We start from the raw sequence: 13,721 nt of genomic DNA on the forward strand, positions 1-13,721 counted from the left end.
AAACCCAAATAAGGTTTCAGACGACCTTTTAATATTTTGATTCTGCAAAAAACGTCCGCAAGCTGCCCAAATAGATTTAAAATCCTTATCTTTTGATGACAGAGGTCGTCTGAAAACCGTTTCGATAAATGATCAGGAGCAAAATATGCAAGCGAACACCTTAATCAAAACCCTTTCTGCTGCTGCGCTAGCCATTGTGTTGGCAGCCTGCGGCGGTCAAAAAGACAGCGCACCTGCCGCATCCGCCGCATCGCCGGCCGCCGACAACGGCGCGGTGAAAAAGGAAATCGTCTTCGGCACAACCGTCGGCGACTTTGGCGACATGGTCAAAGATCAAATCCAACCTGCACTGGAGAAAAAAGGCTACACCGTCAAACTGGTCGAGTTTACCGACTACGTCCGTCCCAACCTTGCTTTGGCCGAAGGCGAGCTGGACATCAATATTTTCCAACACAAACCTTATTTGGATGACTTTAAAAAGGAACACAAATTAGACATTACTGAGACTTTCCAAGTGCCGACTGCGCCTTTGGGTCTGTATCCGGGCAAACTGAAATCTTTGGATGAAGTTAAAGACGGCAGCAGCGTTTCTGCGCCTAACGACCCGTCCAACTTTGCCCGTGCATTAGTAATGTTGAACGAATTGGGCTGGGTTAAGTTGAAAGACGGTGTTAATCCGCTGACTGCTTCCAAAGCAGACATCGCCGAAAATCCGAAAAACATCAAAATCGTAGAACTTGAAGCCGCGCAACTGCCGCGCAGCCGCGCCGATGTTGATTTCGCCATCGTAAACGGCAACTATGCCATGAGCAGCGGTATGAAGCTGACCGAAGCCCTGTTCCAAGAACCGAGTTTTGCCTATGTTAACTGGGCAGCAGTCAAAACTGCCGATAAAGACAGCCAATGGCTCAAAGATGTAACCGAAGCCTATAACTCCGATGAGTTCAAAGCCTATGCGCACAAACGCTTCGAAGGCTATAAATATCCTGCTGCATGGGGTGAAGATGCAGCTGTCGGTGCAAAAGCCGAAGCAGCCTCTACGGCTTCGGCAGCAAAATAAGCAGTAAACTTCAAAAGTAAGAAAAGGTCGTCTGAAAACCCAAATAAGGTTTCAGACGACCTTTTTTAGATTGGTTTTTATAAACAGTGTGCGTGAATTGAAAATCTTGTTGTGCTGCCAATTGAAAGAAAATTTAATGCTGTTCTTTCTATCTCAGTATGTTTTGTGTAGGCAGGGTAGAATGAACGGGTTAATGAATAAAATATATCGTAAATGAAGTGGGGATGTTATTTGTCCCAAACCTGCGTTGATAGGGGATTACATATTTCTTGGAACTCATAAAAAACGCACCTTGTTTAAAGGTGCGTTTTTTATGGGATATATGGCGTTTTTTGAACAAATCAGAATTTGGCGCCTGATTGGTTTGCCATGTAGTCGACCGCTGCTTTGACTTCATCGTCGCTCAGACCGGCGTTGCCGCCTTTTGCAGGCATGGCGTTGAAGCCTTCGAGAGCGTGTTTGTGCAGGGTTTCTTTACCTTGTTTGATGCGCGAAGCCCATTCGTCTTTTTTACCTATGCCTGGAATGCCGGGGACTGCGCCGCCGTGACATGCCTGACAGGTTGCTTCGAAAACTTTTTTACCGTCTGCGCCGGAAGCTGCAGGAGCGGCCGCGCCTTTGTCTTCGGCTTTAGGTGCATCGGCTGCGGGGGCTGAGCCGGCAGCAGCCGGTGCGGAGGCGGCTGCATTGCCTGAAGCGGCTTGATCGGCAGGTGCTGCGGCATCCGGATCAGGGAAGGTACCGCCGCTCTTGTTCGCCATGTAAGTGATGACGCGTTTGAGTTCTTGGTCGGTCAAATCGGCTGCGCCGCCTTTTGCAGGCATGGCGTTAAAGCCGTTCAGAGCGTGTTGGAAAAGGGTATCGAAGCCTTGGGCGATACGGGGCGCCCAGTTGCCGTTGTTTTCGATTTTCGGCGCGTTGGGTACGGAGCTGTCTGCGCCGTGGCACTGGATACAGATTTTGTTGAAAATCTGATCGCCTTTGCGTTCGCCTACCGGAATGCCGTCTCCCAAGGTAAGCTGTCCTACGGGCTGGATGCGGGTTTGGGTAGCAGTTTCGGAAGATTGGGCAACGTCTGCATACGAGCCGCTGCCCGCCAATTTGATGAGGAAGTAAATGACTGCAATGGCAATAACGATACCGCTCACAAGGGTAAACAATGCAGAGCCTTGGGCTTTGGAGTCGCGGAGTTGTTTCATTTGGTAGGCCTCGCCGTTAGGTTAGGTTGTGCTTTAAGTTATAGTTTGGTGTGTTAAACGCAGTTAACAATATTTTGCTGGATTATACTGAATTCACAAGGGCTTTCCAATCGCTCTTGTGGAAAATATACGCAAAGGCGGCAGTTTTTTGCCGTTTGTTAAGGGGTTGGTTAGTTATGTCGTTGATTATTTGCGGGTAATTTTCTACAAATTTGTCTTGTTTGCACCATCCTGCATAATAGGCTTTGCCAACAGGCGGGATTTGCGTTAATCTTACGCCTTCCCTGCACCCATAGCTCAGTTGGAAGAGTGTCAGTTTCCGAAGCTGGAGGTCACAGGTTCGATCCCTGTTGGGTGCGCCAATTATAGAGAGGCCGTCTGAAAGATGAAAATTTTTCGGGCGGCCTTTTGACTTACTTCAAATAAAACTACATCAGGTTTCAGACGACCTTTTGCTTTTTGCGCTTTATTTCAACACTTCGGCAAACGCATCGGCAACATAGGCGATATTCGAAGCATTCAGCCCGGCGACGCACATCCTGCCCGAATCCAGCAGGTAAACGGCAAATTCGTCGCGCAGCCTGCGGACTTGTTCCACGCTCAATCCTGTGTAACTGAACATGCCGCGCTGTTTGATGAAATAAGTGAAATCGCGGTCAGGGATTTGCGCGGTCAAAACGTCGTAAAGTTTCTGCCGCATGGCGCGGATGCGGTCGCGCATGACATAGACTTCATTTTGCCACAAGGCGTAAAGTTCGGGGTTGTTCATCACATCGGCGGCGATGTAGGCGCCGTGTGCGGGCGGGCTGGAGTAGATGCGGCGGACGGTGAATTTGAGTTGTCCGAACACCAATTCTGCTTCTTCTTTATTCGGGCAAACCACGCTCAAACCGCCGACGCGCTCGCCGTAGAGCGACAGGTTTTTTGAGAATGAATTGCTGACGAACAGAGGCAAATCCATTTCCACCGCTTTGCGGATGGCGTAGGCATCGCTGTCCAAATCGCCGCCGAAGCCTTGGTAGGCGATGTCCATAAACGGAATCAGTTTGCGCGTTTTGATGATTTGCAACACTTCGTCCCATTGCTGTTCCGACATATCCACGCCGGTCGGGTTGTGGCAGCAGGGGTGCAGGATTAGGATACTGTGTTCGGGCAGGGTGTTGAAAAACGCGGTCATTTCGTCGAATTTCACGCCGACGGTGGCGGGGTCGTAATAAGGATAAGTGCCGACCTCGAAACCTGCGCCTTCAAAGATACCTCGATGGTTGTCCCAAGTCGGATCGCTGATGTAGGCGCGCGCTGCGGGGAACCAGCGGTGCAGGAAGTCCGCTCCGACTTTGAGCGCGCCTGAGCCGCCCAAGGTTTGTACGGTAACGATGCGCCCTTGCGCGAGTGCGGGATTATCTTTGCCGAACAACAAATGCTGCACCGCGCTGCGGTAAGTGTTCAAACCTTCCATCGGCAGATAGGGCGACGGCGCAGGCACGGCGGCGCGGGCGGTTTCGGCACAGCTCACGGATTCCAATACGGGCATTTTGCCTTCATCGTCGAAATAAATGCCTATGCTCAAATTGACTTTTTCGGGGCGCGGGTCGTTTTTGAAGGTTTCGACCAAGCTTAAAATCGGATCGCCGGGGTAGTATTCGACGTGTTGGTACATGGCTGTTTCCTTTATCAGGCGGATTAGGATGGTAAACCTGATTTTGGCATTAAACGGCAGGATTTGTAAAACGGGGTCGTCTGAAAGCTGCATGATGTTTTCAGACGAGCTATAATTTCGTCTTCATTATTTTACGGAACACCATCATGACCACGCGCATCTGGCAGGCAGGCAGGTTTGAAATCGGTTTGGACAAGCCGAAAATCATGGGTATCGTCAACCTGACGCCCGATTCTTTTTCCGACGGCGGCGTGTATTCGCAAAACGCCCAAACAGCCTTGGCGCACGCCGAACAGCTTCTAAAAGAAGGCGCAGACATTCTCGACATCGGCGGCGAATCGACGCGGTCGGGTGCGGATTATGTTTCGCCTGAAGAAGAATGGGCGCGGGTTGAGCCTGTTTTGGCGGAAGTGGCGGGGTGGGGCGTTCCCATCAGTTTGGACACGCGCCGCACGGTGATTATGGAAAAAGCGTTGGCACTCGGCGGCGTCGATATTATTAATGATGTGGCGGCGTTGAATGACGAGGGCGCGGTCGAATTGCTGGCGCGTCAGGCGGACACGGGCATTTGCCTGATGCACATGCAGGGTTTGCCCAAAACCATGCAGATTAATCCGAAATATCAAGATGTTGTCGGTGAAGTAGCGCGGTATTTGAAAGCGCGCTCAGCGGAATGTATCGCGGCAGGCATCGCACCGCAACGCATCATACTCGACCCCGGCTTCGGCTCCGGCTTCGGCAAAACCTTGCAACACAATATCGCGCTGATGCGGCATTTGCCCGAATTGATGGCGGAAACAGGTTTTCCGCTGCTCATCGGCGTATCGCGCAAAAGCACGATAGGCGAGCTGACCGGCGAGGCAAATGCGGCGGAACGCGTACACGGCAGCGTGGCGGCAGCGTTGGCTTCCGTAGCGCGCGGCGCGCAAATCGTGCGGGTGCATGATGTGAAGGCGACAGCGGATGCGTTGAAGGTGTGGGACGCTTTAGGGATTGCCGGCATTTAATAGCTTCTGTTTTGGAAGCAAAAAAACACTTTGAAAATGAAATGTCGACAGCCTCTGAAATATAGTGGATTAAATTTAAATCAGGACAAGGCGACGAAGCCGCAGACAGTACAGATAGTACGGAACCGATTCACTTGGTGCTTCAGCACCTTAGAGAATCGTTCTCTTTGAGCCAAGGCGAGGCAACGCCGTACTGGTTTAAAGTTTAATCCACTATAGTGATAAAGAGGTCGTCTGAAAACAAGTTTGGCGGTTTCAGACGACCCGTTTGTTTAATCCGGTTAACTTGTTTCGGGTTTTGATAAGATAAGAAACTATACCGCTCAGGCTCAATCTAATGACGCTAAACATAAATCCCAACAGTTTTACATAAAATCCCCCTATACTGCCCGTTATGACATTTACGGGTAACACCATTCTAAAACATCCTCACGGAGCAAACTCATGGCAAAAAAATATTTCGGCACGGACGGCGTACGCGGTGAAGTCGGTCAATTTCCGATTACCCCCGATTTCGTATTGAAACTCGGTTATGCGGCGGGGCAGGTGTTGGTGCAGCATGACGGCGGGCAGAAGCCGACCGTCCTGATCGGCAAAGACACGCGCATTTCCGGCTACATGCTCGAAGCCGCGCTGGTGGCAGGTTTTACCGCTGCGGGTGTCAACGTCATCCAAACCGGCCCGCTGCCTACGCCGGGCGTGGCTTATCTGACCCGTGCGCTGCGTTTGTCCGCCGGCGTGATGATTTCCGCGTCGCACAACGTCTATTCCGACAACGGCATCAAATTCTTTGCCGAAGGCGGCGTGAAACTGAGCGATGAAATCGAGTTGGAAATCGAAGCCAAAATCGACGAGGAAATGAAAACCCAGCCGTCCGCCCGCCTCGGACGCGCCCGCCGTATCAACGGCGCAGACGACCGTTACATCGAATTTTGCAAATCCACCTTTCCCAGCCATTTGGATTTGCGCGGTCTGAAATTGGTGGTCGATACCGCACATGGCGCAGGCTATGACGTTGCGCCCAAAGTATTCCACGAACTCGGCGCGCAAGTCGTCAGCATCGGCGATGAACCCAATGGCTACAATATCAACGAAAAATGCGGCGCGACCCATCCCAAAGCCTTGCAGGCCGCTGTATTGCAGAACGAAGCCGACTACGGCATTGCGCTGGACGGCGACGGCGACCGTCTGATGATGGTTGACCGCAACGGCAAAGTGTACGACGGCGACAGCCTGATTTACGTCATCGCCAAAGCCCGCGCCCGAGAAGGCATCAACATCGGCGGCGTAGTCGGTACGGTCATGACCAATATGGCGATGGAAATCGCCTTAAAAGAGCAGGGCGTCGATTTCTGCCGAGCCAAAGTCGGCGACCGCTATGTGTTGGAACAGCTGAACCAACGCGGCTGGCTCATCGGCGGCGAGGCCAGCGGCCATATTTTGTGCATGGACAAACACAACACCGGCGACGGCATCATCTCCGCGCTGCAAGTTTTGGCGGCGCTGCAAATCCTGAACCAAGATCTTGCCACCGTTTGCGCAGACTGGCAGCCGTATCCGCAAACCATGATCAACGTGCGCATCCAAAAAGGTCAGAAATGGCAAGAAGCCTCGAAAGACGTGTTGGCTGAAGTGGAAAAAGAACTCGAAGGCAAAGGCCGCGTCGTATTGCGCGCATCAGGTACCGAACCGGTCGTGCGCGTCATGGTCGAAGCGCGTCAGGCGGACTGGGCGAAAAAGGGCGCGGAACGCATCGCGGCAGCCATCACCGGCAAGCAGTAATGCCGTCAAAAAATCAATCAGGTTTTTAGCAAACCTTGGAACTGCCGTCGTTTCCACGCAAGCGGGAACGGCGGTACAGTGGATTGATTTTAAATCAGGGCAAGGCGGGGGAACGCCATGCCGGTTTAAGGTTAATCCATTGTGATTGTGTTTTTTAGGATTCGAGGTCGTCTGAAACACATCAATTCATATTGTTCACACCTATTTTCATAACCTTCCTTGTTATTTCTTTCAGACGACCCTATCTTTGGTAAAATACGACATTCAGTTCAAATGAATTTCCCCTCCACATTACAACCGACGGATACGCCATGTTTGCCTTTTTAGAAGCCTTTTTTGTCCAATACGGCTACGCAGCCGTGTTTTTCGTTTTGGTCATCTGCGGCTTTGGCGTACCGATTCCCGAAGATTTGACGCTGGTGACAGGCGGCGTGATTTCCGGCTTGGGGTACACCAATTCGCATTGGATGGTTGTCGTCGGTATGCTCGGCGTGTTGGCGGGCGACGGATTTATGTTTGTCGCCGGACGCTTGTGGGGGCAGAAAATCCTTAAGTTCAAACCGATTGCCCGCGTGATGACGCCCAAGCGTTACGCGCAGGTGCAGGAAAAATTCGACAAATACGGCAACTGGGTATTGTTCGTCGCCCGCTTCCTGCCCGGCCTGCGAACCGCCGTTTTCGTAACCGCAGGCATCAGCCGCAAAGTTTCCTATACCCGCTTCATCCTGATGGACGGGCTTGCCGCGTTGGTTTCCGTGCCGGTTTGGATTTATTTGGGCGAATACGGCGCGCACAACATCGATTGGCTGATGGCAAAAATGCACAGCCTGCAATCCGGCATCTTTACTGTTTTGGGTATATTGGCAGTGGTGTTGGCTTGGTTTTGGTGGAAAAAACGCCAGCGCCTCCAGTTCTACCGTACCAAATTGAGCGAAAAGCGGGCGCAGCGCAAAGCCGCCAAGGCAGCCAAAAAAGCCGCGCAAAGCGAACAATAAAATCAAGCTCCCTGACAAGGTTGACAATATTCAATAGTTTCCGTGTCTTTTTATCCCCAAAGCGGTATCTTCTGCGTTGGCAATCCTCACCAAGCGTCCAAGCTTGTTGAGGCTTCCGACTTGAATCTCCCGATCCGTGAACAAAAATCCACTCGGAAAATCAAATATCGGCAGCCTCGGGGTGCTTTTTCATTTCAAGGTCGTCTGAAAACCGTCTACGCCGCCAAATTGCCAGCCTGTCCGAAATATAGTTAAATAAGCCGCATCATTATTTTCAGACGACCCGATGATGTCCATGAAACAAAAAATCTTCGTCCTCTACACAGGCGGCACCATAGGCATGACCCAAAGCAGCGAAGGCCTGCGCCCCGATACCGCGCTTGTCAGCCAAGCCCTTTCCCCCTTTTCAGACGACCTCGACTTCGAGTGGCACGTCTGCAATCCGTTGATTGATTCCTCCTCCGTCACCTTGCAACACTGGCGCGACTGGCTGGACATCATCGCCGCCAAACTGCCTTCCTGCGACGGCATCCTGATACTGCACGGCACGGACAGCATGGCGTACACCGCCAACCTCCTCGCACTCGCCCTGCAAGGTTTGGGCAAACCGATTGTCCTGACGGGTTCCCAATGGCCTTACGCTGCCGAAAACAGTGATGCCCCGCGCAACCTCTCCACCGCCGTCGCCGCCTTCAGCCTCAAGCTCAAACAAACCGTCATCGCCTTTGACGGCAAACTTTATCCCGCCGTCGGCAGCAGCAAAGTCAGTACCGAAACCGCCGCAGGCTTCGACAATCCGCATTTCGGCGCCATCGCCGAATGGGACGAAACCCAAGGCTGGCACAATATCTGCGTCCCGTCCCAAGACGCGGCAGATGTTTCAGACGACCTCAAAATCCGCTATCCCGACCCGCAGGCAAAAATCGCCGTCCGCACGCTTATCCCCGGCTTTGCCGTCCAAGAACTTGCAGACGGACTCGGACAGCTTCCCGCCCACGCCCTTATCCTGCAAAGCTACGGACACGGCAACACCCCCGCAGACGAAGGCTTCATCCGCGCCGTCCGAGACTTTACGCAGCAAGGCAAACTGCTGCTCAACATCAGCCAAGTCCGACAAGGCAGAACCGCCGCCGTTTACGCGCAAGGCAACGCGTTCCGCAATTCGGGCATTATTAACGGCGGCAAATGCAACCTCGAAACCGCCACCGCGCTCATGACCCTCGCCGTATCGCAAGGCTGGGGGGTGGAAGATGTTCACAAAGAATTGGTAAGACTGAAGTTAGTGTGAAATCGATGAACCTCACCGACACCCATTGCCACCTTGCCGATCCCGCCTTGCGCGAAAACCTGCCGCACATCCTGACCGCCGCGCGGGAGGCAGGGGTAGGGCGGTTTATCGTTCCCGCGACCCGGCCGCAGGATTGGCAGGACGTGGCGGATTTGGTGCAAAGGTCGTCTGAAAACCCGCTTTGGGGCAACATCCATATCGCGCTCGGCATCCATCCTTGGTTTTCAGACGACGTTTCCGAACCGGATTTCCAGCGTTTGAAACAAACATTGCAAACGCTTCCGACGGCATGGGTCGGTGAAATCGGCTTGGATTTTTACGACAAAACCCAAACGCCGCCGCAGCGCGAACGGCAAATCCAAGTCTTCAGCCGCCAGCTTGAAATCGCGCAAACCCTGCGCCGCTGCGTGATTATCCATAATCTTAAAGCCACCGCCGACATCGCCGCCGCCGTCAAGCAGACAGGCTTTGCCCAAGGCGGCATCGTTCACGCCTTCTCCGGCAGCGCGGAAGAAGCGCACGTGTTGACGACACTGGGTTTCAAAATCGGCATCGGTTCGCTGTTGCTCAACCCGAACGCACGAAAAATACGCGAAACCCTCAAAACCTTAAATGACACCGACTTCGTCTTGGAAACCGACAGCCCGTTTATGCTGAAAAACGAAATCAACACGCCCGCCAACATCCGCCAAATCGCCGCCATCGCCGCTGAAATTCGCGGCGTTGCTGTTGAAGAGATAGCCGAAGTGACCGAGCGGAATGTGGAAATATTGCTGGCAGCAGAAAAGGTCGTCTGAAAACATTCCGTCTTATCGGAATCGTGTTTTCAGACGACCTTTGGTTGTGAATTTTTGTGATAATGCAACGAACACCGCTATTTATAAAAGAGATGTCTTGCCGGACAGTTTCCTGTAATGTAAACGAGTTGACAATTTTTTACACTAAATATGACAGAATTTGACTTTATTAGACAGTTTTTGAAAAAACAGCAGGCGGAAGGTTTGGTGTTGGGTATCGGGGACGATGCAGCTATTATCCGTCCAAGTATCGGATTTGATTTGTGTTTTAGTTCCGATATGTTGATTAAGGACAAACATTTTTTTTCAGATGTTTCTCCTGAAGATTTGGCATGGAAAATGCTTGCAGTTAACATATCCGATATGGCGGCGATGGGTGCCGTTCCAAAATGGGTTCTGCTCAGTGCGGGATTGCCCGATTTGGACGAAAAATGGCTGACGCGGTTTTGCGAAAGTTTCTTCTCGCTGGCACAACGTTTCGGCATCACGCTTATCGGCGGCGATACGACCAAAGGTGATTTGGTATTCAACATCACCATCGTCGGCGAACTGCCCCAAGGGCAAGCCCTGCGGCGCGATGCGGCGCAAGAAGGGGATGATATTTGGGTGTCCGGGCAAATCGGTATGGCTGCGGCGGCATTAAACCATCGTCTGAAAAACTGCACCCTGCCGCCGGAAGTCTTCGGACTTTGCGAAGATAAACTCCTCAGACCGGAGCCAAGGGTAGATTTGGGTTTGGTACTTTTGCCGCTTGCCCATGCCGCCCAAGATATTTCGGACGGGCTGGCGCAGGATTTGGGGCACATTCTGACCGCGTCGTCGTTGGGGGCGGAGATTTCGACAGATGTGTTGCCGGTTCCCGACGAATTGAGAACATCGCTGTCTGAAGAACAATGGACGGCTTTCGCCTTATCGGGCGGCGACGATTATGAATTGGTATTTACCGCTTCCGCAGACCATCGCAGTGAAATCCTTGCCGCAGCAGCGCAATGCAGTGTGGCGGTAACGAGGATAGGGAAAACAAACAACTCAGGCCGTCTGAAAATAAAGGATAAAAAAGGCGGCGAATTATTGCTTACTTCACGGGGGTTCGATCATTTTGGCTGAATTTAAACCTACTTTCACATGGCTCAAAGAGCGTCCTTTATGCTTCTTAGGCTTCGGTTTCGGCAGCGGTCTTTCTCCCGTCGCGCCGGGAACGGCCGGTACTTTGGCGGCTTTGCCTTTGGCGTTTGTCCTTCATTTGATCGGAATCGGCGGCTGGGTTTTGGCATTGTTGTGTATCGCCATGTTTATTTGGGGAATCCGCATTTGCGGGTATACCGAAAAAGAGCTGGGCATACAGGATTACGGGGGTATCGTTTGGGATGAAATCGTAGCAATGATTTTGGTTTTGTCTTTCGTGCCTTTCCGCTGGAGCTGGTGGCTTGCGGCTTTTATCGTGTTCCGACTGTTCGACATGCTTAAGCCTTGGCCAATTAAATGGTTCGACAGCCGCATCCACGGCGGGCTGGGTATTATGCTTGACGACCTGATCGCCGCACTGATGACCGGACTGGTATTGGCACTCGCAACTTGGATTTTTTAAATTTTCCATACACGCAAATTTGTATAAATATCTGTCGATGAACCATAAGTCGATAAACCATAAAAAGTAACATTTCCTATTTTTTGAATATTTAAATAAAACATAACCATACGGGGTAAACAAATGAACAATATCGAAATCAACGTAACGCCGCATTACATCGCCGGACAAAGCGATGTTTATCGCGACCGCTATGCTTTCAATTATCAAATCACCATCTGCAACCGCAGCAACAAAGTCATCACATTGCGCCAGCGGTTTTGGGAAGTTACCGACGGGCACGGGGAAATCGGGCAGGTCGGAAACGGCGGTTTGATCGAAGAGCAGCCCGTCCTGTATCCCGGTGAGGAATACGAGTACAACAGCGGCTCGCAGATTAGTACGCCTTGGGGCAGTATTGAAGGCGCCTACGAGTTTGAAGACAGCATCGGCGAGCGTTTTGTTATCGGCGTACCGAAGCTGGATTTCAAAGCAGGTTTTACCCTGCAATAAAATACTTGAAAACAATACAAAGCGGGAACCTAAGGTCGTCTGAAAGAAATAAGGGGCTTTCAGACGGCCTTTTTTTGCCTGTTCGTTTGATTTAAATGTTGAGTGATGGTTTTTTAGCGGCAAGAAGGTCGTCTGAAATTAATCGTGAATCAAAATAGAAGGCTCCGTCTTTTTATGTTTGTGCAGATAGGGCAGGTATTTTCAGTCGCCGATATTTATCGGCTTTTTGTCATGTTGAAATACAGATTTCCATTTGCGCAGGCTGACGTCAGATGGGTATTTTTATTTTAATGTTCTCTACATTTAGATCCGACTTGATGAGTTTGGATTTATAGAGAAAATAAGGAGCATATCATCAGACCGTTGCTTTTTTTAACGCTTTATGCTGAAATGACCGAACACTAAAAACACAATGAGGAGAAAATATGCAATTATTTTTGGAGAATTTAAAAGCGTTTTTTGAAACAGTCAGCGGCTGGGTCTGGGGACCCGTTATGCTGGTGTTGTTGGTCGGAACGGGCGTTTTGTTGACCGTTATGCTCAAAGGCCTGCAATTTTCTATGCTCGGTTACGCGCTCAAGCAGGCGTTTATGCAGCAGAAAACAACGGATGACGGTGAAGACCACGAAGGCGATATTTCCCATTTCGCTGCTTTGATGACCGCTCTGTCAGCCACCATCGGTACAGGCAACATTGCCGGTGTGGCAACCGCCGTGGTTACCGGTGGCCCGGGTGCGGTATTTTGGATGTGGATGACCGCCATTTTCGGTATGGCGACCAAATACGCCGAGGGCGTGCTGGCGGTGAAATACCGCGTGACCAACTCCAAAGGCGAAATGTCCGGCGGACCGATGTATTACATCGAAAAGGGCTTGGGCAAAAACTGGAAATGGATGGCATTGGCGTTTGCTTTATTCGGCACATTCGCTTCGTTCGGTATCGGCAGTTCGGTACAGTCCAACTCGGTTGCGCAGGCCGTTCAGACGAGCTTCGGCGTAGAACCGGGCTATACCGGCGTCGTCCTGACCATTTTGACCGCTATCGTCGTTTTGGGCGGTATTAAAGGCATCGCTAAAGCTGCTTCGTTTATCGTACCTGCGATGGCGGTGTTTTACGTTTTAGGCGGCATTGCCATTATTGCTGTAAATTCGGACTTACTGGCACCCGCTGTCAAGCTGATTTTCTCTGATGCGTTCAGCGCGCAGGCTGTGGCAGGCGGCGCAATCGGGACGGTGATCCGCTACGGCGTGGCGCGCGGCGTGTTTTCTAACGAGGCGGGTATGGGTTCCGCACCGATTGCCGCTGCAGCCGCGAAAACCGACCATCCCGTCCGCCAGGCATTGGTTTCCATGACCGGGACGTTTTTGGACACGATCGTCGTCTGCTCGATTACGGGAATTGTATTGGTGATGGGTTTGCTCGGCGCGGGCGGTGAGTTTGTCAAACCGGAATTGAGCGGCGCGGCGCTGACTACCGTTATCTTCCAAAAAATGCTGCCCGGTTTCGGCGGATGGGTCGTTACCATCGGTTTGATTTTCTTTGCCTATTCGACCATTTTAGGCTGGTGTTATTACGGTGAGAAATGTGCGGCATATGTATTCGGCGAAAAATCCGCGAGTCTCTACCGTGTTTTTTACGTCGCCTCGGTCATGCTGGGAACTGTCTTGAGTCTTGATTTGGTTTGGCTCGCTTCGGATACGTTCAACGGATTGATGGCTTTGCCCAACTTAATCGCCCTCTTGCTGATGGCGAAAGTAATTGTCAGGGAAACTCAGGATTTCAAACAGAAAATCCGTAGCGGTGAATTGCCTCATTAATTTGAATGAAACAAAAGGTCGTCTGAAAACCAAGAT

Annotated in this window: 12 protein-coding genes, 1 tRNA gene and 1 pseudogene; 12 read left to right on the forward strand and 2 right to left on the reverse strand. The window is 51.5% G+C overall.

The features are described 5' to 3' along the window. Positions 1–145 precede the first annotated feature (145 nt). A complete protein-coding gene (locus HMPREF2907_RS00440; RefSeq protein WP_070679096.1) occupies positions 146–1,060 on the forward strand; it encodes a MetQ/NlpA family ABC transporter substrate-binding protein in 915 nt (304 codons plus the stop codon). 341 nt (positions 1,061–1,401) lie between these two features. Here the strand turns inward: HMPREF2907_RS00440 and HMPREF2907_RS00445 are convergent, their stop codons facing one another. Beyond that, positions 1,402–2,259, reverse strand: coding sequence for a c-type cytochrome (locus HMPREF2907_RS00445; RefSeq protein ID WP_003763025.1), 858 nt, complete (start codon positions 2,257–2,259; stop codon positions 1,402–1,404). A gap of 286 nt (positions 2,260–2,545) precedes the next feature. On the opposite strand from HMPREF2907_RS00445, the gene HMPREF2907_RS00450 reads away from it, so the two are divergent. Continuing rightward, a tRNA-Arg gene (locus HMPREF2907_RS00450) sits at positions 2,546–2,621 on the forward strand. Between the two features lie 104 nt (positions 2,622–2,725). Here the strand turns inward: HMPREF2907_RS00450 and HMPREF2907_RS00455 are convergent. Next, a complete protein-coding gene (locus HMPREF2907_RS00455) occupies positions 2,726–3,919 on the reverse strand; it encodes an amino acid aminotransferase (protein WP_070679113.1) in 1,194 nt (397 codons plus the stop codon). 146 nt (positions 3,920–4,065) lie between these two features. Between HMPREF2907_RS00455 and folP the strand changes: the two genes are divergently transcribed. The 10 genes and pseudogenes from folP (at position 4,066) to HMPREF2907_RS00500 (ending at position 13,685) form a co-directional block, all read left to right on the forward strand. After that, a complete protein-coding gene (folP, locus tag HMPREF2907_RS00460) occupies positions 4,066–4,926 on the forward strand; it encodes a dihydropteroate synthase (RefSeq protein WP_070679097.1) in 861 nt (286 codons plus the stop codon). Positions 4,927–4,983: 57 nt separating this feature from the next. Further along, positions 4,984–5,049, forward strand: a pseudogene (locus HMPREF2907_RS13640) (transposase); the annotation flags it as partial. Between the two features lie 321 nt (positions 5,050–5,370). Next, positions 5,371–6,708, forward strand: a complete 1,338-nt coding sequence (glmM, locus tag HMPREF2907_RS00465; protein WP_003743468.1) for a phosphoglucosamine mutase — start codon at positions 5,371–5,373, stop codon at positions 6,706–6,708. Between the two features lie 311 nt (positions 6,709–7,019). Continuing rightward, entirely contained in the window at positions 7,020–7,703 is a 684-nt protein-coding gene (locus tag HMPREF2907_RS00470; RefSeq protein ID WP_070679098.1) for a DedA family protein, read from the forward strand. 295 nt (positions 7,704–7,998) lie between these two features. Beyond that, the gene (locus HMPREF2907_RS00475) at positions 7,999–8,991 is read left to right on the forward strand and encodes an asparaginase (RefSeq protein ID WP_070679114.1); all 993 of its coding nucleotides are present in this window, start codon (positions 7,999–8,001) and stop codon (positions 8,989–8,991) included. A gap of 5 nt (positions 8,992–8,996) precedes the next feature. Next, positions 8,997–9,788 (forward strand): TatD family hydrolase, encoded by a 792-nt coding sequence (locus HMPREF2907_RS00480; RefSeq protein ID WP_070679099.1) that lies wholly within the window; start codon positions 8,997–8,999, stop codon positions 9,786–9,788. A gap of 150 nt (positions 9,789–9,938) precedes the next feature. After that, positions 9,939–10,895, forward strand: coding sequence for a thiamine-phosphate kinase (thiL, locus tag HMPREF2907_RS00485; protein ID WP_070679100.1), 957 nt, complete (start codon positions 9,939–9,941; stop codon positions 10,893–10,895). Next, entirely contained in the window at positions 10,888–11,376 is a 489-nt protein-coding gene (locus HMPREF2907_RS00490; protein WP_070679101.1) for a phosphatidylglycerophosphatase A family protein, read from the forward strand. Before thiL ends, HMPREF2907_RS00490 begins: the two co-directional genes overlap by 8 nt. A gap of 123 nt (positions 11,377–11,499) precedes the next feature. After that, the gene (apaG, locus tag HMPREF2907_RS00495; RefSeq protein ID WP_070679102.1) at positions 11,500–11,868 is read left to right on the forward strand and encodes a Co2+/Mg2+ efflux protein ApaG; all 369 of its coding nucleotides are present in this window, start codon (positions 11,500–11,502) and stop codon (positions 11,866–11,868) included. A gap of 425 nt (positions 11,869–12,293) precedes the next feature. After that, complete coding sequence (locus HMPREF2907_RS00500) at positions 12,294–13,685, forward strand: alanine/glycine:cation symporter family protein (protein WP_070679103.1); 1,392 nt, start codon at positions 12,294–12,296, stop codon at positions 13,683–13,685. Positions 13,686–13,721 lie beyond the last annotated feature (36 nt).

Source organism: Neisseria sp. HMSC055H02 (assembly GCF_001813335.1).
GTDB lineage: Bacteria > Pseudomonadota > Gammaproteobacteria > Burkholderiales > Neisseriaceae > Neisseria > Neisseria sicca_C.